The organism is Microbacterium enclense (genome assembly GCF_004022425.1).
Taxonomy (GTDB): domain Bacteria; phylum Actinomycetota; class Actinomycetes; order Actinomycetales; family Microbacteriaceae; genus Microbacterium; species Microbacterium enclense_A.
The window spans coordinates 1-18,969 of the sequence record NZ_RBZY01000056.1; the positions used below are offsets into that span (position 1 = coordinate 1).

General features: G+C 70.8%; 15 protein-coding genes. 11 read left to right on the top strand and 4 right to left on the bottom strand.

Going from position 1 to position 18,969, the window contains the following annotated elements:
- From mmsA to D8Y23_RS13490, 3 genes are all read left to right on the top strand, one after another.
- A partial coding sequence (gene mmsA, locus D8Y23_RS13480; protein ID WP_128218614.1) for a CoA-acylating methylmalonate-semialdehyde dehydrogenase occupies nt 1-989 on the top strand: 989 nt, incomplete at its 5' end.
- 27 nt (nt 990-1,016) lie between these two features.
- On the top strand, nt 1,017-2,375 hold the full coding sequence (locus D8Y23_RS13485; protein ID WP_128218615.1) for an aspartate aminotransferase family protein: 1,359 nt from the start codon (nt 1,017-1,019) through the stop codon (nt 2,373-2,375).
- Nucleotides 2,372-3,796, top strand: a complete 1,425-nt coding sequence (locus tag D8Y23_RS13490; protein ID WP_128218616.1) for an aminobutyraldehyde dehydrogenase — start codon at nt 2,372-2,374, stop codon at nt 3,794-3,796. The genes D8Y23_RS13485 and D8Y23_RS13490 overlap by 4 nt, the downstream gene beginning before the upstream one ends.
- A 6-nt stretch (nt 3,797-3,802) precedes the next feature.
- On the opposite strand, the gene D8Y23_RS13495 is transcribed toward D8Y23_RS13490, so the two are convergent.
- Nucleotides 3,803-4,492, bottom strand: coding sequence for a HEAT repeat domain-containing protein (locus D8Y23_RS13495; protein ID WP_128218617.1), 690 nt, complete (start codon nt 4,490-4,492; stop codon nt 3,803-3,805).
- Between the two features lie 168 nt (nt 4,493-4,660).
- Here D8Y23_RS13495 and D8Y23_RS13500 point away from each other — a divergent pair, with 168 nt between their 5' ends.
- The 6 genes from D8Y23_RS13500 (at nt 4,661) to D8Y23_RS13525 (ending at nt 14,018) form a co-directional block, all read left to right on the top strand.
- Nucleotides 4,661-5,131, top strand: coding sequence for an Lrp/AsnC family transcriptional regulator (locus tag D8Y23_RS13500; protein WP_128218618.1), 471 nt, complete (start codon nt 4,661-4,663; stop codon nt 5,129-5,131).
- Nucleotides 5,128-6,522 carry an aspartate aminotransferase family protein gene (locus D8Y23_RS13505; protein WP_128218619.1) on the top strand — a complete coding sequence of 465 codons (1,395 nt, stop codon included), beginning with the start codon at nt 5,128-5,130 and terminating at the stop codon, nt 6,520-6,522. The genes D8Y23_RS13500 and D8Y23_RS13505 overlap by 4 nt, the downstream gene beginning before the upstream one ends.
- Before the next feature lie 168 nt (nt 6,523-6,690).
- Nucleotides 6,691-8,094, top strand: a complete 1,404-nt coding sequence (locus tag D8Y23_RS13510) for an APC family permease (protein WP_275087514.1) — start codon at nt 6,691-6,693, stop codon at nt 8,092-8,094.
- A 371-nt stretch (nt 8,095-8,465) separates the two neighbouring features.
- Entirely contained in the window at nt 8,466-9,941 is a 1,476-nt protein-coding gene (locus tag D8Y23_RS13515) for a DUF3375 domain-containing protein (protein WP_128218621.1), read from the top strand.
- A complete protein-coding gene (locus D8Y23_RS13520) occupies nt 9,934-10,668 on the top strand; it encodes a DUF4194 domain-containing protein (protein WP_240663905.1) in 735 nt (244 codons plus the stop codon). The genes D8Y23_RS13515 and D8Y23_RS13520 overlap by 8 nt, the downstream gene beginning before the upstream one ends.
- Nucleotides 10,665-14,018, top strand: a complete 3,354-nt coding sequence (locus D8Y23_RS13525; protein WP_128218622.1) for an ATP-binding protein — start codon at nt 10,665-10,667, stop codon at nt 14,016-14,018. Before D8Y23_RS13520 ends, D8Y23_RS13525 begins: the two co-directional genes overlap by 4 nt.
- Nucleotides 14,019-14,055: 37 nt before the next feature.
- Here the strand turns inward: D8Y23_RS13525 and D8Y23_RS13530 are convergent, their stop codons facing one another.
- On the bottom strand, nt 14,056-14,361 hold the full coding sequence (locus D8Y23_RS13530) for a hypothetical protein (protein ID WP_128218623.1): 306 nt from the start codon (nt 14,359-14,361) through the stop codon (nt 14,056-14,058).
- Nucleotides 14,362-14,629: 268 nt separating this feature from the next.
- Here D8Y23_RS13530 and D8Y23_RS13535 point away from each other — a divergent pair, with 268 nt between their 5' ends.
- Entirely contained in the window at nt 14,630-16,384 is a 1,755-nt protein-coding gene (locus tag D8Y23_RS13535) for a Na+/H+ antiporter (RefSeq protein ID WP_128218624.1), read from the top strand.
- A gap of 38 nt (nt 16,385-16,422) precedes the next feature.
- On the opposite strand, the gene D8Y23_RS13540 is transcribed toward D8Y23_RS13535, so the two are convergent.
- Together D8Y23_RS13540 and D8Y23_RS13545 are read right to left on the bottom strand one after the other, a co-directional pair.
- A complete protein-coding gene (locus D8Y23_RS13540) occupies nt 16,423-17,088 on the bottom strand; it encodes a response regulator transcription factor (RefSeq protein WP_128218625.1) in 666 nt (221 codons plus the stop codon).
- Nucleotides 17,085-18,293 carry a sensor histidine kinase gene (locus D8Y23_RS13545; protein WP_164878243.1) on the bottom strand — a complete coding sequence of 403 codons (1,209 nt, stop codon included), beginning with the start codon at nt 18,291-18,293 and terminating at the stop codon, nt 17,085-17,087. The genes D8Y23_RS13540 and D8Y23_RS13545 overlap by 4 nt, the downstream gene beginning before the upstream one ends.
- Nucleotides 18,294-18,424: 131 nt before the next feature.
- Between D8Y23_RS13545 and D8Y23_RS13550 the strand changes: the two genes are divergently transcribed.
- A partial coding sequence (locus D8Y23_RS13550; protein ID WP_164878244.1) for an ABC transporter ATP-binding protein occupies nt 18,425-18,969 on the top strand: 545 nt, incomplete at its 3' end.

The window sequence follows — 18,969 nt, forward strand, 5'->3', positions numbered from 1 at the left end:
ACACCGTCGTGCTGAAGCCGAGCGAGAAGGACCCCTCGGCCTCGCTCTTCCTCGCGAAGCTGTTCGAAGAGGCAGGTCTTCCCGCCGGTGTCCTGAACGTCGTGCACGGCGACAAGGTCGCGGTCGACGCCCTCCTGGACTCCCCCGACGTCCGCGCCGTGAGCTTCGTCGGCTCGACCCCGATCGCGAAATCCATCTACTCGCGCGCCGCCGAGAACGGCAAGCGCGTGCAGGCCCTCGGCGGGGCCAAGAACCACATGGTCGTCATGCCCGACGCCGACCTGGACTCCGCCGCCGACGCCGCCGTCTCGGCCGCGTACGGCTCGGCCGGCGAGCGCTGCATGGCCGTGTCGGTGCTCGTGGCCGTGGGCGACGACGTCGCCGACGCGCTCGTCGAGAAGGTGGCATCCCGCGTCCAGGGTCTGAGAATCGGACCGGGCACGGATGCCACGAGCGAGATGGGCCCGCTCATCACGCGTGAGCACCGCGACAAGGTCGCCTCGTACGTCACGGGAGCCGCGGCCGAGGGCGCCGAGGTCGTCGTCGACGGCACGACGCAGCAGTTCGAGGGAGACGGGTTCTTCATCGGCGTCTCGCTCGTGGACCGCGTCGCCCCCGGCATGAAGGTGTACGACGACGAGATCTTCGGGCCCGTCCTCTCGGTCGTCCGGGTGAAGACGTACGACGAGGCCGTGGATCTCATCAACTCCAGCCCATTCGCCAACGGCACTGCGGTCTTCACCCGCGACGGCGGCACCGCCCGCCAGTTCGAGTTCGACATCGAGGTCGGGATGGTCGGCGTCAACGTCCCGATCCCAGTCCCCGTCGGGGCGTTCTCCTTCGGCGGCTGGCGCAACTCGCTGTTCGGCGACTCGCACATCTACGGCCCCGAGTCGATCCACTTCTACACGCGCAGCAAGGTCGTCACGACCCGCTGGCCCGACCCGAGCGAGAGCCAGATCAGCCTCGGGTTCCCCAGCAACCACTGACCCGCGGCATCCCGGAAAGGAACGATCATGACCCTCACCTCCCCCGACCTCGCCGCCGACGCGCAGGTCCGCGCCGACGACCGCGCGCACGTCTTCCACTCGTGGAGCGCGCAGGCGCTCATCGATCCGCTCCCCGTCGCGGGCGGCGAGGGCGCGACGTTCTGGGACTACTCCGGAAACCGCTACCTCGACTTCGCATCGCAGCTGGTGAACCTCAACCTCGGCCACCAGCACCCCGACCTCATCGCCGCGATCCAGCGCCAGGCCGGCGAGCTCGCCACCATCCAGCCCGCGATGGCCAACGGCACGCGCGGCGAACTCGCGCGGCTCATCACCGAGGTCGCCCCCGACGGCATGTCGAAGGTGTTCTTCACCAACGGCGGAGCGGATGCCAACGAGAACGCGGTCCGCATGGCGCGCCTGGTCACGGGCAAGCGCAAGGTGCTCGCGATGTACCGCAGCTACCACGGCAACACCTCCACGGCCATCACCCTCACCGGTGACCCGCGGCGCTGGGCGAACGAACCCGCCGACGCCTCGGTCGTGCACTTCTTCGGCCCGTACGCGTACCGCTCGGCGTTCCACTCGGCCTCCGAAGAGGAGGAGACCGCCCGCGCGCTGGAGCATCTCGAGCAGACGATCATCCTCGAGGGGGCCTCGACGATCGGGGCGATCATCCTCGAGACCGTCGTGGGCACGAACGGCGTGCTCGTGCCGCCGCCCGGCTACCTCCCCGGTGTCCGGGCGCTGTGCGACAAGTACGGCATCGTCTACATCGCCGACGAGGTCATGGTCGGTTTCGGCCGCATCGGCGAGTGGTTCGCCGTCGACGCGTTCGACGTCGTCCCCGACCTCATCACCTTCGCCAAGGGCGTGAACTCCGGCTACGTGCCGCTGGGCGGAGTGGTGATCTCGGATGCCATCGCGAGCCACTTCGACACCGTGACCTTCCCCGGCGGCCTGACCTACTCGGGACACCCGCTCGCGTGCGCACCCGGCATTGCGACGTTCGAGGTGTTCCGCCGCGACGGCATCCTCGAGCGCGTGCGCGACCTCGGCGAGCGCGTCGTCGGCCCGCGTCTGCGCGAGATGGCCGAGAAGCACCCGTCGATCGGCGAGGTGCGCGGTCGCGGCCTGTTCTGGGCGATCGAGCTCGTGCGCGACCGCGAGACGCGCGAGCCTCTCGTGCCCTTCAACGCCGCCGGTCCCGATGCCGCCCCGATGGCGGCCTTCGCGGCGGCGTGCAAGAAGGCGGGCCTCTGGCCGTTCACGCACTTCAACCGCGTGCACGTCGCGCCGCCCCTGGTGATCACGGAGGACGAGCTCGTCCGCGGCCTCGACATCATCGACGAGGCTCTGTCGGTCGCCGACGAGGCGATGTCGTGAGGGTTCTCCAGAGCGTCGTCGGCGGTGTTTCCGTGGCATCCACGGGACCTCTGCTCGATCTCATGAGTCCGGTCACGGGCGAGGTGTACGCCCGCGCGCCGATCTCGACGGCAGAAGACGTGGATGCCGCTGTCGCCGCGGCCGCGAGCGCGTTCCCGGCATGGAAGGGTGCGACGCCGGCCGTCCGCCAGCTCGCGCTCTTCCGCCTCGCCGACGCGCTCGCCGACCACGCGGAGGAGTTCGCCGACCTGGAGTCCGAGGACACCGGAAAGCCCCGCGCGACCCTCGTCGCCGACGAGATCGATCAGTCCGTCGACCAGCTGCGCTTCTTCGCCGGGGCCGCCCGCGACCTCGAGGGCCGTGCCGCCGCCGAGTACGCGGAGGGCTTCACGTCGTACGTGCGCCGCGAGCCGATCGGCGTGGTCGCGCAGGTCACGCCCTGGAATTATCCGCTCAACATGGCGATCTGGAAGATCGCGCCGGCGATCGCGGCGGGGAACACCGTCGTGCTGAAGCCCAGCGAGACGACGCCGCAGACGACCGTGCGGCTGGCCGAGCTCGCCGCCGGGATCCTCCCGCCGGGCGTGCTGAACGTCGTGCTGGGCGACCGCGAGACCGGCCGGGCGCTCGTGGAGCACCCCACCCCGCAACTCGTCGCGATCACCGGGTCGGTGCGCGCGGGCATGCAGGTCGCCGAATCGGCGGCGCGGCAGGTCAAGCGCGTGCACCTCGAGCTCGGCGGCAAGGCGCCCGCGATCGTCTTCCCGGATGCTGACCTGGATGCCGCGGCATCCGGGATCGCCCAGGCGGCGTTCTTCAACGCGGGGCAGGACTGCACGGCCGCGACCCGCGTCCTCGTGCACGCGTCGCTGCACGACGCCTTCGTCGAGCGCCTGGTGGCGTACGTCGAGGAGAGCGTCCGCCCGGGTCCCCCCGACGACCCCGCCGCCTTCTTCGGGCCGGTGAACAACCCCGACCAGCTCGCCCGGGTGCAGGGCTTCGTCGACCGTCTCCCGGCGCACGCGCGCGTGGCGACCGGCGGTCATCGCGTCGGCGATACCGGTTGCTTCTTCGCGCCGACGATCGTCACCGGCCTCCGCCAGGACGACGAGCTGGTGCAGCAGGAGGTGTTCGGCCCGATCCTCGCGGTGCAGGCGTTCGACGACGACGCCGAGGCGCTCGAGATGGCGAACGACGTGCCGTATGCGCTTGCTGCATCCGTCTGGACGCGTGAGCATGGCCGGGCCCTGCGCTTCAGCCGCGACCTCGACTTCGGGTGCGTGTGGATCAATGCCCACATCCCGTTCGTGTCGGACATGCCGCACGGCGGGTTCAAGCACTCCGGCTACGGCAAGGACCTCTCGGTCTACGGCTTCGAGGACTACACGCGCATCAAGCACGTGATGTCGAGCCTGGCCTGACGAGACTCAGGCGTCGGGCGCCTTCGGCCCGGGGGCGTCCGGCGCGACGGGGGTGTTGCGCTGGGCGTTCACACGCCGGGCGTGGTCGACGGCGCCCTCGAAACCGGCATCCGGGTCGTCCATCAGGGCGCGCGTCGCCAGGGCGTGCACGCGAACCACTTCGTCGTCGGACTCCGCCGCGGCGTCCACCACGGCACCCGCGTCCTCGCCGATCACGACGAACGCACGGCTGAGGCTGCGACGCGTCTCGATGTCGCCCTGACCGAGATGCGGCCCCAGTTCCGCGGCCAGGTCGGCGCGGCGGTCGTCGGGCACGAGCCCCGCCGCGGCCCGCCACGCCGCGCGCGCCACAGCGGTCTCCTCGTCGTGCAGCAGCGCCGGGGTGATCGCCGGCCAGGTGTCGGGGTCGCCGATCTTCGACAGCGTGTGCAGGCCCTGGCTCCGGGCCTGCGGGAAGGGCGAACCCAGCTCCCGCACCACAGCCGGGACGACGAGCGCGGGGTCGTGCCGGGTCAGCGCCCACGTGAGCATGTCGCGGACGAAGAAGTCCGGTTCGACGGCGCAACGGTCCACCAGCACGGCGACGAACGCGGCGTTCGGGCGGGTCCCGGCATCCATCGCCGCCCGCAGGCGCAGGGACGCGTCCTCCCGTTCGAGTGCGGCCCGTAGACCCGCCGTGATGTCGCCGTCGGCCATTCTCGGCCCTCCGTTCGTCGCCCCGCCCAGCTTGACACGCACGGACGCGCTCAGGGCCGGCCAGCTCTCACCTCCCTCCCCGACGACGGTTTCCGCGTTGTTACGGCGAAATAAGACTCGATTTCACCATTGAGTAACCGGTGATGCCGCTGATACCGTCGGCCCATCATGAGCATCTCCGCGGAACGGCGTCCGGTCCTCGACAACGTGTCGAAAGCCATCGTCGAGCAACTGCAGGAGGACGGACGGCGCTCGTACGCCGAGATCGGCAAGGCCGTCGGCCTCAGCGAGACCGCCACCCGTCAGCGCGTGCAGAAGATGCAGGACGCCGGGCTGCTGCAGATCGTCGCCGTCACCGACCCCCTGCAGCTCGGGTTCGCGCGGCAGGCCATGATCGGTGTCCGGGTCTCGGGAGACACGCGCCTCATCGCAGCCGAGATGGCGGAGCTGCCGGGGGTGACGTACGTCGTCTCGACGGCCGGGTCGTTCGACCTCCTCGTCGAAGTCGTGTGCGAGAGCGACGACGACCTCATCGACCTGCTCAACGACCGCATCCGGTCGCTGCCCGACGTGGTGGCGACCGAGACGTTCGTGTATTTGAAACTCCACCGACAGCTCTACAACTGGGGAACGCGATGACGCTTCACGAAATCGACCTGCACACCGACCTCCAGGCCAAGGCCCGCGACCACCTCTGGATGCACTTCGCCCGCCAGTCCGTCATGACGGACGGCCCGGGGGTCCCCATCATCGTCAAGGGTGAGGGACATCACATCTGGGATGCCGCGGGCAAGCGCTACATCGACGGGCTTGCGGGCCTGTTCGTCGTCAATGCCGGCCACGGCCGCCGACGCATCGCTCAGGCGGCCGCGAAGCAGGCCGAGGAACTCGCGTTCTTCCCCCTGTGGTCCTACGCCCACCCGGCCGCGATCGAGCTCGCCGATCGCCTGGCGCACCTCGCCCCGGGCGACCTGAATCACGTGTTCTTCTCGACCGGCGGCGGGGAAGCGGTCGAGACGGCGTTCAAGCTCGCCAAGCAGTACTGGAAGACGCAGGGGAAGCCTTCCAAGCACAAGGTGATCTCTCGCGCGATCGCCTACCACGGCACCACGCAGGGCGCCCTGGCCATCACCGGCCTCCCCGTGATGAAGCACATGTTCGAGCCGGTCACCCCGGGCGGGTTCCGCGTGCCGAACACGAACTACTACCGCGCGGAGGAGTCCGGCTTCGGCGGCGGGACGCCCGAGGAGTTCGGCCTGTGGGCCGCCGACCGCATCGAGCAGATGATCCAGTTCGAGGGGCCCGAGACCGTGGCCGCGGTGTTCCTCGAGCCCGTGCAGAACGCGGGCGGATGCTTCCCGGCCCCCGCCGGCTACTTCCAGCGCGTGCGCGAGATCTGCGACAAGTACGACGTGCTGCTCGTCAGCGACGAGGTCATCTGCGCGTTCGGTCGCCTGGGCTACTACTTCGGCGCCGAGGCGTACGACTACCAGCCCGACATGATCACGTTCGCCAAGGCCGTGACCAGCGGCTATTCGCCGCTGGGCGGCACGATTGTGAGCGACCGCGTGTACGAGCCGTTCGCGCACGGCGACGCCTCGTTCCCCCACGGCTACACCTTCGGCGGTCACCCCGTCTCCTCCGCCGTCGCGATGGAGAATCTCGACGTGTTCGAGGAGGAGGGGCTGCTCGAGAACGTCCGCACCAACTCCCCCGTCTTCCGGTCGACGCTGGAGAAGCTTCTCGACCTCCCGATCGTCGGCGACGTCCGCGGCGACGGCTACTTCTTCGGGATCGAACTCGTGAAGGACAAGGTCACCAAGGAGACCTTCGATGACGACGAGTCCGAGCGCCTGCTCCGCGGCTTCCTCTCGAAGGCCCTCTTCGACGCGGGTCTGTACTGCCGCGCGGACGACCGCGGCGACCCCGTCATCCAGCTCGCTCCGCCCCTCACGATCGGTCCTTCCGAGTTCGACGAGATCGAGCAAATTCTGCGCGCCACGCTCACCGAGGCCTGGACGCGCCTCTGACCGAGCGAGGGATGCCACTCCACCACGGCGGCATCCCTCGCTCCCTCCCCCGCTCCCACCCGGAGCGGTGCACCGCCGCACCACCCGACATCACTCGCCCCGGTCGGATCCGCCCGATCCCGACCCGCCCCTCAAGGAGAAGCCACGAACGAGAACATCGGTGCCGCCGTGTCGGCACCCTCTGCCTCGGGCGCGAAGCTCGCCCGCACCCTGGGACTCTGGTCCATCGTGGGTCTGGGCCTGGGCTACATGACCCCGACCGTCGTCTTCGACACGTTCGGCCTCGTCGCCGAAGAGACCAACAACGTCGTTCCGGCCGCGTACGCGGTGGCCCTCGTCGTGCTGATCTTCACCGCGATCAGCTACGGGAAGATGGTCCGCGCGATCCCGAGCGCCGGATCCGCATACACCTACGCCCGTGAGTCCATCCATCCCGGCGTCGGATTCGTCGTCGGCTGGACCGCTCTCATCGACTACATGCTCCTGCCGATGGTGAACGCCCTGATCCTCCGCAGCTACATGGAGGCGCTCTTCCCCGACATCCCCGGTTGGATCTGGGTCGTCGTCTTCACTGCCGGTGTCACCGGCGTCATCTACCTCACGATGCGCGGCACCTCGAACGTCAACATGATCCTGCTCGTGTTCTCGATCCTGGTCATGACCGTGTTCGTCGCGATGGTCATCGTCCAACTGGTCGGCGGAGCCGGCGCCGGAACCGCGGTGTCGATCGCCCCCTTCGCCCACAGCGAGGTGCAGTTCGGTGCGGTGCTGGCCGGCGCCACCATCGTGTGCTTCTCGTTCATCGGATTCGACGCGGTGTCGATGTACTCCGAAGAGGCGAAGACGCCGAAGATCATGCCGCGGGCGATCCTGCTCACGCTCGTCGCCGGCGGCGTCATCTTCCTGGTCGCGGCTTACTTCACGCAGCTGCGCTTCCCCGACTCCGCGGCCTTCCCGCCGGAGGCGATCGAAGACAGCACGCTGCCCGAGATCGGCGTTCAGGTCGGCGGTCCGGTTCTGCAGGCGGTGCTCACGGCGGCGGGCTTCGCCGCGACGCTCGCGTCGTGGCTCGCCTCCCACGCCTCGGTCTCGCGCATGCTGATGGTCATGGGGCGCAACAACGTCCTGCCGCGCCGTGTCTTCGGCTTCGTCAACCCGAAGACCCACACCCCCACGATCTCGATCATCATCGTGGGCATCGTGAGCCTGCTCGCGATCGCGTTCACCCTCGAGCAGATCGCGGCGTACATCAACTACGGGGCGCTCGTCGCCTTCACTTTCGTGAACGTCTCGGTGATCGCGTGGTTCGCGATCCGCAAGGGCCTGCGCAAGACGCCGGGCGACATCGTCCGGTACATCGTGCTCCCCGGGATCGGCATGCTGCTGACGGGTCTGCTGTGGGTGAACCTCGACGGCCACGCGTTGGTCGGCGGCCTCATCTGGACCGGTCTGGGCGTCGTGTACCTCGTCGTCCTGACGCGGGGTTTCCGGCGTCCGATCGCGTCGTTCGACGAGAACCAGCCGGTCACCGGGGTGAACAAGACGGTGCCGGGCCCGCGCTCAGAGATCTGACACGTTCCGCCTCGGCCGCGGCATCCGTCCCTCGATGAATGCCGCGGCCTTCGCGTTGCACGGGGCTCCACCCGATCCCGCGGGCACAACTCCGGCAGAACCGGGCAGGTCGGTGTGCCACCGGGCGCCGACGCCGGATCTGCAGGAGTTGTGCGGATGCCGGTCCCCGGATTGCTCCGGCCGACCTCGGCCGCCGCCTCTCGGCGAGCTTCTCCGTGCGATCGACGCGACGGCGCGGGAGGCACGCACAACTCCGGCGGCATCAGCGCCCTACGCATTCGCTCGGGCACCCACGCACGGCCTGCAGGAGTTGTGCAGCCTCGGGGCGCCCCGACTCGGGCCGCCCGCGCCCCGCCGGTAGACTTCAGCCAGTGACCACCACCCGCGCCGAAGCCGCTTACCTGCGCTCGGTCACGGCGTTCAAGAACCCGATGCTCGACCTGCTGCACGGGCGGTTCGCACCGTTCGTCGTGGCCGTGCTGTCGAACGTGTTCTCGCCCGACCGTCCCGCGGTCGCGGTCGCCGACGCGCACGTCGAGGTCGCCGAAGCCATCGACGAGCTCCGCGCCGCGGGCTACGACACCGAGGACGACCGCCGCATCCCGGCCGGCTCCGCGCGCGACATCTGCCGCGGCTGGGTACGCGTGGGCTGGTTGAGCCTGCAGATCGAGGACGACGTCGAGGTGTACCGTCTCTCCGCCCACGCCGTCGGCGCTCTCGAGATCGCCGGCCGCGCGGGCGGCGGTCGAGCCCGCGTCTCCCGCTCGCGCGTGCGGACGCTCCTCGACGCGGTCGAGCGGCTCGCACGCGACGCCGAGACCGATCCCGAGCGGCGCCGCGAGGCGCTGCTCGCCGAGCGGGCGGCCCTGGATGCCGAGATTGCGGCGCTCGACGACGGCGTCATCGAGCCGCCCGACGACGAGCACCTCCTCGAGGAGGCGGAGAACGTCATCCACCTCGCGCGCGAGCTCCCCGCGGACTTCTCCCGGGTCGCGGAGTCGATCACGGCGATGCAGCGCGACGTCGTCGCCGAGCTGCGCCGCGACGCGCGCCCCACCGGCGATGTCCTGCGCGAGTACCTCGAGCGCGGCCGTCACGTCATGCAGGCCACGCCCGAAGGCCGGGCGTTCCAGGGCGCCCTGCGCCTGATCGGCGACCCCGAGCACATCGACGACCTCACCGAGCAGCTGCACGCCGTGCTCACCCAGCCCTTCGCACGACTCATGACCCGCGAGCAGCGCGGAGAATTGGATGCCATCGCCCGGCGCGTCGAGGCGGGCGTGCTCGAGGTGCTCACGGCGCAGCGGCGCGCGTCGCACGTCATCACCGTGCAGGTGAAGACCCACGACCCGATCCGCGACCGTCAGGTCGACGACCTGCTCCGCTCGGTCATGGCGGGGCTGCACCGCTGGAGCCAGACGAAAGCCCCGGGCCGCGTCGAGCCGGTGCGCACCCTGCCGCTCGCCGACATCGGCCACCTGCGACGCTCGCTGAGCGACGTCCGCCCGCCCGGCGCCCCCGAGCCGCTGTCGACCGACGCGGCCGACGTCGAGTTCGTCGACGCGGACACCCGCGCGTGGGGCGGCCCGCACTACGCCGAGCTGGAGCGCTACGTCGAGACGCTCGGCAAGAGCTTCGACCTCGCCGAGGCCTTCGCCGGAGCCGACGAAGACACCCGCCGCCCCGTCGATCTCGTCGGTCTTCTCGAGATCGCCCACCGTCGCGGACTCACCGAGGGCAACGAGGTCTCGGTCGTCGAGGCCGTCCGCCCCGACGGCACGACCCGCCGCTTCGCTTTCACGGCGGTCACCGCCGTCCGCCCGACAGAAACGGATGCCGATGACTGACGTCGACACGTCCGCCCCGACCGCCGCCGCCCCCGACGACGACACCCCCGCCTTCATCGCCCCCGTCGCGATGGAGAACGATCCCGACGCGCTGTTCGCCGGGGATCACGGCATCCTGGATGCCGATGTGCGACGTGTGCTCGTGCGGATCCTGCAGCGCCGGTTCCTGCTCGCCGAGAACTCCCCCGCCGAGTGGAAGCTGCTGCTGGAGCACCAGCAGATGATCGAGTCGCGCCTCAACGACCTCTTCGTGCGACTCGTCGTCGATCACGAGCGCGGCGTCGCGTACAAGGAGCAGGTCCGCAGCGACGAGGTCGACGTACCGATCCTGCTCAAGGACGAGGCGTACTCGCGCGCCGAGACGCTCGTGCTCGTGTACCTGCGCACGGTGTTCCAGCGCGAGACGACGGCGGGTGCGCCGTCGGCCCGCGTCGACGTCGAAGAGGTCGAGCAGACGGTGCTGACGTACTTCGCCGAGTCCGACGGCACGCGCGCGAGCCAGCAGCGCGCCGTGCGCACCGCGATCGCGCGCCTCGACCGCGAGGGCATCATCGAGGAGGAGTCCGAGGGGCGCTACCGCATCGGGCCGCTCATCGAGATCGTGCTCAGCGCCGAGGTACTGCGCGAGCTGCAGCGGTGGCTGGACGCACAGACGACGGATGCCGACCCGGCGACGTCCCGTGACGCCGAGGCCGTGGCATCCCTTCCCGAGGAGCTGACCGCATGACGATGCTCGAGACCCTGTTCGGTCTGATCCCCGCCGCGTCCCGCGGGCAGCAGTGGGTCGCCGAGGAACTGCAGCTGATCAACTGGGGCGGCTACGACGGCCAGCACCGCGTGCGTTTCGCGCCCACCGCGACGCTGCTGTGCGGCGGCTCGGGTTCCGGGAAGTCAACGCTCATGGACGCGTACGTCGCGCTCATGATGCCGCACACGACCCCGTTCAACGGCGCGTCCAATGGCGCGGTGGTGGGCCGCCCACGCGGGCAGGAGCAGCGCAACATCCTCTCGTACGGTCGCGGCAAGCTCGACGAGTCGCGCACCGACGAGGGCACGAAGGTCCGGGTGCTGCGCGGCGACGGCACCGACACATGGACGGCGATCGCGATGACGTGGGTCGACCACGACGGCGCCCGCTTCACCGCGGTGCGCGCCTGGTACATCCCCGCCTCCGCTCGCGTGCTCGACGACGCCGTCAAGGTGCGCGGCACGATCCACGGCGCGTTCGACCTGCGCGGTCTCGAGCGCGCGGCCTCCCAGCACCTGTCCGACTCCGCGGTCCGCGCCACGGGCCTGGACACCCTCGCGACCGACCGCGAGTTCTCGGCACGCCTCCACGCGGTGCTCGGTATCGGGGCCGCCGGGGCCGGAGGGAAGGCGATGAGCCTTCTCGCCCGCATCCAGGCCGGTCAGCAGATCACCACCGTCGACGACCTCTACAAGCGCATGGTCCTCGAAGAGCCCGAGACGCTCGCCACCGCCGAGGCCGTCGTCGCCCACTTCGACGGCCTCGAGTCGACGCGCACGCGCATGCTCGAGGCGCGCCAGCAAGTGCGGGCCCTGCAGCCCATCCGCACCATCACGACCCGCATCGAGGATGCCGCCGAACGCGTGCGCATCATCGAGGCACTCGGGCGCCTCGGCGACCCCGCCTCGCGCGCGTCGCTGTGGCGCGCGCAGCGCCGCATCGACCTGCTCGGCGCCGTCGAGGACGAGCTGCGCGAGCGCACCCACGCCACCGACGCGCTCGTGCGCGAACGCCACGCGCTCGCCGACGCGGCCGAAGCGGAACGCGACGGCCTCGGGGACGTGCTGCGCGCCGCGGGCGGCGACCGGCTCGACGCCGCCCAGCGCGAGCTGCGCGGGCTGGAGCGCCGCCGGGCCGAGATGCAGCGCGATCGCGACCGGTTCGACGCCGCGCTCGCGACGCTCGACACCGACGTCGTCGACGCGAAGGACTTCGCGGCGCTCGCCGACGAGGCGCGCCGCACCCTCGGCGACACGGATGCCAAGTCCGCCGTGCGCGATGCGTTCGTCTCCGCCAGCAGCCGGCACACGGCCCTGCGCCAGCAGCTCGCGACGCTCGAGGCCGAGCACCGCCGCACGCAGACGCGCGACGACAACATTCCGCCGCGCCTCCACGAGGCGCGCGAGGCGCTGGCCGAGGCGGCGGGCCTCACCGCGGCCGAGCTGCCCTTCGTCGCCGAGCTCGTCGACGTCCGCACCGAGTTCGAGCCGTGGCGCGGGGCGTTCACGCTCGCGCTGGGGGGCTTCGCGACGACCCTCCTCGTCGACGCCGCGCACCTGGCATCCTTCCGCGCCGCCATCGACGGCGTGCGGCTGTCGGAGCGCCTGCGCTTCGAGGGCGTGACCACCGGGCTTCCCGAGCGCGCGGGCCTCGACCCCGCGACCCTCCCCGGCCGCCTCGACTATCGCCCCTCCCCCTTCACCGGCTGGCTGCAGGACCGCCTCGAGCAGCAGTTCGCCTTCGTCTGCGTGGATGCCGCCCGCGATCTGTCGCAGCACCGCATGGCCCTCACCATCTCGGGGCAGAGCAGCCAGGGCGCCCGCGGCGCGCACGGCGGGTCGGCGCGGCAGAGCATCCTCGGCTTCTCCAGCCGCGTCCGTCTGACCGAACTCGGCGACGAGATCGCGAGCGTCCGTCGTGACCTCGACCGCGCGAAGGACACCGTCGACGAGGCCGCCACAGCCCTCGACGCGTTCGACGACCGGCGCAGCGCTCTGGAGAGGATCGCCGATCTCACGTGGGACCGCGTGGACACGGCATCCGTCGATCGTGAGATCGAGCGCTGGACCGAGACGCTCACCGAGATCACCGCCGGCAACCCCCGGATCGCCGAGCTGCAGGAGCAGATCTCGGGCACACGCGCCCGTGCTGCGCGGCTGCGCGAAGAGATCGGCAGCGCCAAGGCCGAGCAGCAGAGTCTCGCGGCCCGCTGGGCCGAGGTGACCGACGAGGTCGACGCCGCGCAGATCCTGCTCGAGCGCGCGGAGGACGCGGCGATCGCGCTGACCGATGACGAAGCGACCTACCTCGACGGTCTTTTCGTCGCACCCTCGGCCGATGACGAGAGCCCGTCTCAGCGCCTCGCGCGGTTCGATGCCGCCCTGGAGTCCGCTTCGAAGCGGCTGCTGGAGGACCAGCGCGCCGCGCAGGAGACGTGGAGCGAGCAGCGCGAGAGTCTCCGCCGCACGCTCTCGGCGTTCCTCGACCGGTGGCCCAGCCCGAATCTGCTCGCCGAGCCCGAAGCCTCTCTCGGCGACTTCGAGCGCATTCTCGCCGACCTCGAAGCCAGCGGTCTGCACGAGCTGGAAGCCGAGTGGCGCGACAGCCTGCTGCGCCTGTCCGGCAACGACCTCACGAACCTCGACGCGTCGCTCACCCGGGCCCTTCGCGAGATCCGCGACCGCATCGCGCCGATCAACGACATCATGCGCGACCTGCCGTTCTACGACGACGAGCACCGCCTGCAGATCGTGCCGCGCGAGAGCCAGTCCGAGGTGCGGCGGCGGTTCCGCCGCGAGTTGCGCGACGTGCGTGCGGCGATCGACGCGGCGTCCAGCGATGAGGAACGCGAGGCCGTGTACGTCCGCATGGCGCGGCTCATCGGCCGCATCCGCCCCACCGCTCCCGACTTCGCCGACCTCGTCGACGTGCGCAACCACGTGCGGGTCAGCGCCGAGCGTTTCCGCGCCGCGACCGGCGAGCACGTGGCGCTGTACGACCACATCGGCGAGAAGTCCGGCGGCGAATCGCAGGAGCTCATCGCCTTCATCGTCGGCGCGGCCCTGCGCTACCAGCTCGGGGATGCCGGGGCCGAGCGCCCGCGCTACGCGCCGGTGTTCCTCGACGAGGCGCTCATCAAGGCGGACGCGCACTTCACCAAGCGCGCGATCGGTGCGTGGCGGGGTCTCGGCTTCCAGCTCGTCATCGGCGCGCCGAACGACAAGTACAGCGCGATCGAGCCGCACGTCGATGTGGAGTACGACATCCTCAAGGACACCCGCGGACGCTCGTGGGCGAAGGCGAAGGTGGCGCTGCCAGCCGGGGCGTGAGGAGGGCGCTGGACCCGGCCGACGTCAACCGGAGCCCTCACACAGCGACGAGCACCCGCTGGGCACCGCCGTCCGCCGCCGCGGTCGTCCACAGGACGTCCCGGATTCTCATCCCGCCGAGCGCCGGCTCGGCCACCACGCGCACGGCGAGCGATCGGACCAGGACGACCGTCCGGCCGGCGACGGACGGGGCACCGCGGTCGATGGCATCCAGGATGCTCCGCAGCCGTTCGTCGTGACACCGGCTGTCGTCCGCACCGATCCACGCGAGGAGCTCGATGAGCGTCCAATCCAGGTTTATTGGACTTATGTCTTCCGGTGTGGCGAGCGAATTGGCGATCATTGGACCAGATTGCCGCACTCGCCCTCGGCCGGAAAGACTCCACATTGCTGCCCGTGGCATCAAGCGCCCGCGCACAACCTCAGCAATCCGCACAACCTCACCCACGAACCGCCGCACGCAACCGACATCCCGCGCATCACCGACCGTGCGCCGCAGCACCCCGCGCCCACCCCCACACATCCCCGCTCGCCCACAGCGAACGCACCTCGGGGAATGCCCGCGCCCCTCTCTACGCTGTGTGCTGAGGGCGCGGTGGAAGGCGGCGGGGATGCAGGGACTCGAGGTCACGGTTCTGCTCGGTCTGGCGATGCTGGTGGGGACGGTCCTGGCGCCGCGCCTGCGGGTCGCGACGCCTCTCGTTCTCCTCGTCATCGGTCTGGCTCTGGGCTTCGTGCCGGAGCTGCGGGAGATCGAGCTTCCGCCCGAGACGGTGCTCCTGCTGTTCCTCCCCGTCATGCTCTTCCGCGAAGCGTGGACGACGTCGTTGCGCTCGGTGCGCCGGTCACTGAGGTACATCGTGCCGATGAGCACGCTATTGGTGGTGGCATCCGCGTTCGCCGTCGCGGGCGTCGCCACGTGGATGGGGGTGCCGTGGGAGGCCGCGCTCGTGCTGGGCGCGGCGGTTGCTCCCCCCGACGCCACGGCGGTCGCCGCCCTCGGCCGCCTGCTGCCCGAGCGGGCGTTCATGAAGCTGAAGGCGGAGAGCCTCACCAACGACGGCACGGCTCTCGTCCTGTACTCCATCGCCGTGTCGCTGCTCATCGGCGATCAGATCACGGCGTGGCAGATCTCCGGCATGGTGCTCGTGTCGTACCTCGGCGGGGCGGCAGCCGGTGTCGCGGTCGCCGCGCTGGCGTACCTGGCGCTTCGCCGCATGGAGTCCACCCTCACGATCAACCTCACCCTCGCTCTCGTGCCGTTCGTGGCCTTCCTGCTGGCCGAGATCGCTCACGCGTCGGGGGTGCTCGCGGTGGTCTTCGCCGGCCTCATCGTCGCGTGGATCTCTCCGCGCATCACGACCGCGATGTCGCGACGGGCCGCGGATGCCACGTGGCCCTTCGGCGTCTACCTCCTCAACGGTGCGCTCTTCGTGCTCATCGGCCTCGAGGTGCAGCTGGTGCTGCACGAGATCTCGCCGTCCGAGATCGGCACGCTGCTGCTGATCACGGTCGCGGCGTGGATCGTGCTGGCGATCGTGCGGTACCTCTTCCAGTGGCTGTTCTCGCCGTTCTCGCGCCCGCCGGCCGGCTCCTCCCGGTCGCTCCGGCATCGGTCGCGCGTGGTCAGCACGGTCGCGGGTTTCCGTGGTGCCGTGTCGCTCGCGATCGCCCTGTCGATCCCGCTGACCACCGCCGACGGCACTCCGGTCGCCGGACGTGACGCCGTCATCTTCATCACGGCCGGAGTGATCGTGCTGACCCTGCTCGTGCAGGGTCCCCTGCTCCCCGCCGCCATCCGGTGGGCGAAGCTGCCGACGGACGACGCGGCGGTCGAGGAGTTCGAAATCGCCCAGCGGGCGATCTCCGGGGCCGCGCTCGCCGCCCTCGACGACCTGGCGGCCGAGCACGGGATCAGCGACGGGGTGAAGGACCGCGCACGCCGCGAAGGATACGAGCGGCTCGAGTTGGCGAACGCCCGAGCGGTCGCACGCCAGCGCGCCATCGAGGAGCGCGATCGCACCGACGACATCGAGCGGGATGCCGAGGACGACGACGCCGCCTCCCGGATGGGCCCGATCCCTCCCGGCGCGGACGGCGGCGGCGACGACGCGGACGGACGGCGCACTGCGGGTCGCCTGGAGATGATCGCGGTCAGCGATGACATCGATCTGACGCAGCGATCTCCTCTCCTGCGCCACCGCGAGGCGACACGCCTGCGCCTGGCAATCCTCGACCGAAAGCGCGAGGTGCTGTTCCGCCTTCGGCGTGAGGGGACGATCGACGACCTCGTCGCCCGCCGCATCCTCGCCGACCTGGACATCGAGGAGATTCGCGCGCGCGGCATGGAGACGGCGACGGACTGAGGACGCTCGCGCGGTCGGCGCCGCCAGGAGTGCCCGGGTCAGCGCCCCGGCTGGACGAGGCCGCTCTCGTACGCTGCGATGACGAGTTGCGCGCGATCGTGCGCGCCGAGCTTGATCATCGTGTTCTTCACGTGCGACTTCGCGGTATGCGGCGAGATGAACAGGTCGGCGGCGATCTCGTCGTTCGAGCGCCCGCGTCCGACGAGGTGGAGCACCTCGCGCTCGCGCTCGGTGAGGACATCGAGTGCAGGGGACGGACCGGGCGCATCGGATGCCGATCCCCGGACGTACCTCTCGATCATCGCGCGCGTCGCCGACGGGGACAGGAGCGCTCCGCCCTCGTGCACCGCCCGCACGGCGTGGATGATGTCCTCCGGTTCGGCGCCCTTGCCGATGAACCCGCTCGCGCCCGCCCGGAGGGCCGCCACGACGTAGTCGTCCTCCTCGAACGTCGTCAGGATGAGGACGCGGGCGTCGCTCAGGGACGGGTCGACGCAGATCGCCCGGGTCGCCTCGATGCCGTCCATCCGTGGCATCCGGATGTCGCACACGACGACATCGGGGCGCAGGCGCCGCGCGAGATCGACGGCCGCCTCCCCGTCCGCGGCGTCGCCGACGACCTCGAGGCCGGTGGCGGCATCCAGCAGGTCGCGGACGGCGGTCCGGATGAGCGCCTGATCGTCGACGACGAGCACCGTGATCATGGGGTACCTCCGGGTGTGCGCGCCGCGGACGCCGCCGGCCCCAGCGGAAGCCGCGCGGCCAGGCGGAATCCGGCCGGGGCGGGCCCCGCCTCGAGGACTCCCCCGACGGAGTCGACACGCTCGCGCAGTCCGATGAGGCCGAATCCCGACGGCGGACGGTCCGGGTCGGGCGGTGAGTGGTCCAGCGGGTTGGTCACGACGACCTCGAGGTCGTCACCATCGCGGCGGAGCAGCACGTGCGCGCGGCGCGCCGTGCCGTGCTTGAGGGCGTTCGTGAGGCCCTCCTGCACGACGCGATAGGCCACGATGTCCGGACCGAACGGAATCGGGTCGTCGCCGCGCTCGTCGCGTACCACGACGTCCCACCCGGCGACGCGCACCGACTCCACGATGTCGGACAGACGTGCGAGACCGGGTTGGTCGCGCGCCGGGCCCTCGTCGGGGGTACGGAGGACCGTCAACATCGATCCGATCTCGCCGAGCACTTCGCGCGACGCGGTCCGGATGGTGGCGAGCGCCTCGCGCGCCCGCTCCGGCCGTGTCTCGAGGGCGGACGAGGCGACGCCGGCGTTCAGACTGATGACGGAGATCTGGTGCGCGACCGCGTCGTGCAGGTCACGCGCGATGCGCAGTCTCTCCTCGGTGACGCGGCGGCTGGCCTCGGCCTCGCGCGTCTGCTCCGCACGGCGGGCGCGCTCGAGCACGGCGAGCACGTACGCCCGGCGCGAGCGCGTCGCATCCCCCAGCGCGCCGGCGAGCGCGACCGAGAGTCCGATCTGGAGGAATCGTGTGTCCGTGCCGGACGTCAGTTCGATGACGATGCTGCCGGCGACGACGACGACGACGACGGCCGCGATGCTCACGGGCGCCGCGGCACGGCGGTCCAGGCGGTTCGCCACGGCGTACGCGGCGATCGCGACCGCGAGGGCGATTCCCGGCGCGAGAGTGCCCGACGCCAGGGCGGCGAGGTAGAGCGCGACGCACGCGGCGAGCACCGTGCGCGGCCAGCGGCGACGCCACGGCAGCACCGCGGCCGGCAGCACGGCGAACGCGTACACGAGCGGTCCGGACGGGCGCAGCTCCGGGAAGGGCACCGGCGCGAACGCCGGCACGATGACGAGCACCGCGACGATGAGGTCCCGGCCCCACCGGGGCACCGAGGGGAACAGCCTCGGAGCCGTGTCGATGGCGGAGTCGGGTCGCATCGTCCCAGTCTGACGGTCGCGGCGGCCGGGAACCATCGCCTCGACGGAGCAGACGCGGATCCCCCCGGAGGGGGAGGCATCCACCCCTCCCGCGGGACGCGACGGACCAGCTCCGCGACGAGGGTGGGACCATGACACCCGACACCCCCGCCCCACCCCTCTTCTCGGTCGTCGACCTGCACAAGTCGTACGGTCGCGGCTCGGCCCGCTTCGACGCACTGCGCGGCGTCTCGCTCGACATCCGACGCGGCGAGAGCGTCGCCATCGTCGGCAAGAGCGGGTCGGGCAAATCCACGCTCATGCACCTGCTCGCGCTGATGGACGCCCCGACGACCGGAACGGTCGCCCTGGAGGGAACGGATGCCGGCACCCTCCGTGGCCGCAGCCTGAACCGCACGCGCAACAAGACGTTCGGCTTCGTCTTCCAGCAGTTCTTCCTCACCCCCAACGCCTCGGTGCTGGAGAACGTCGTCCTCCCCCTCAAGATCGCCGGGGTTGGACGCGCCGAACGCAAGCGCCGCGGGATGGCCGCGCTCGCCGAGCTCGACATGCAGGACAAGGCGAAGAACAAGGCCACGGCCCTGTCGGGCGGGCAGAAGCAGCGCGCCGTCATCGCGCGCGCCCTCGTCAACGACCCGCAAGTGATCTTCGCCGACGAGCCGACCGGCAACCTCGA

Coding starts and splice junctions, on each gene's coding strand:
- D8Y23_RS13530 (WP_128218623.1), bottom strand. CDS start 14,361: ATGATCGCCAATTCGCTCGCCACACCGGAAGACATAAGTCCAATAAAC.
- D8Y23_RS13545 (WP_164878243.1), bottom strand. CDS start 18,293: ATGCGACCCGACTCCGCCATCGACACGGCTCCGAGGCTGTTCCCCTCG.
- D8Y23_RS13540 (WP_128218625.1), bottom strand. CDS start 17,088: ATGATCACGGTGCTCGTCGTCGACGATCAGGCGCTCATCCGGACCGCC.
- D8Y23_RS13535 (WP_128218624.1), top strand. CDS start 14,630: ATGCAGGGACTCGAGGTCACGGTTCTGCTCGGTCTGGCGATGCTGGTG.
- D8Y23_RS13505 (WP_128218619.1), top strand. CDS start 5,128: ATGACGCTTCACGAAATCGACCTGCACACCGACCTCCAGGCCAAGGCC.
- D8Y23_RS13495 (WP_128218617.1), bottom strand. CDS start 4,492: ATGGCCGACGGCGACATCACGGCGGGTCTACGGGCCGCACTCGAACGG.
- D8Y23_RS13500 (WP_128218618.1), top strand. CDS start 4,661: ATGAGCATCTCCGCGGAACGGCGTCCGGTCCTCGACAACGTGTCGAAA.
- D8Y23_RS13520 (WP_240663905.1), top strand. CDS start 9,934: ATGACTGACGTCGACACGTCCGCCCCGACCGCCGCCGCCCCCGACGAC.
- D8Y23_RS13525 (WP_128218622.1), top strand. CDS start 10,665: ATGACGATGCTCGAGACCCTGTTCGGTCTGATCCCCGCCGCGTCCCGC.
- D8Y23_RS13485 (WP_128218615.1), top strand. CDS start 1,017: ATGACCCTCACCTCCCCCGACCTCGCCGCCGACGCGCAGGTCCGCGCC.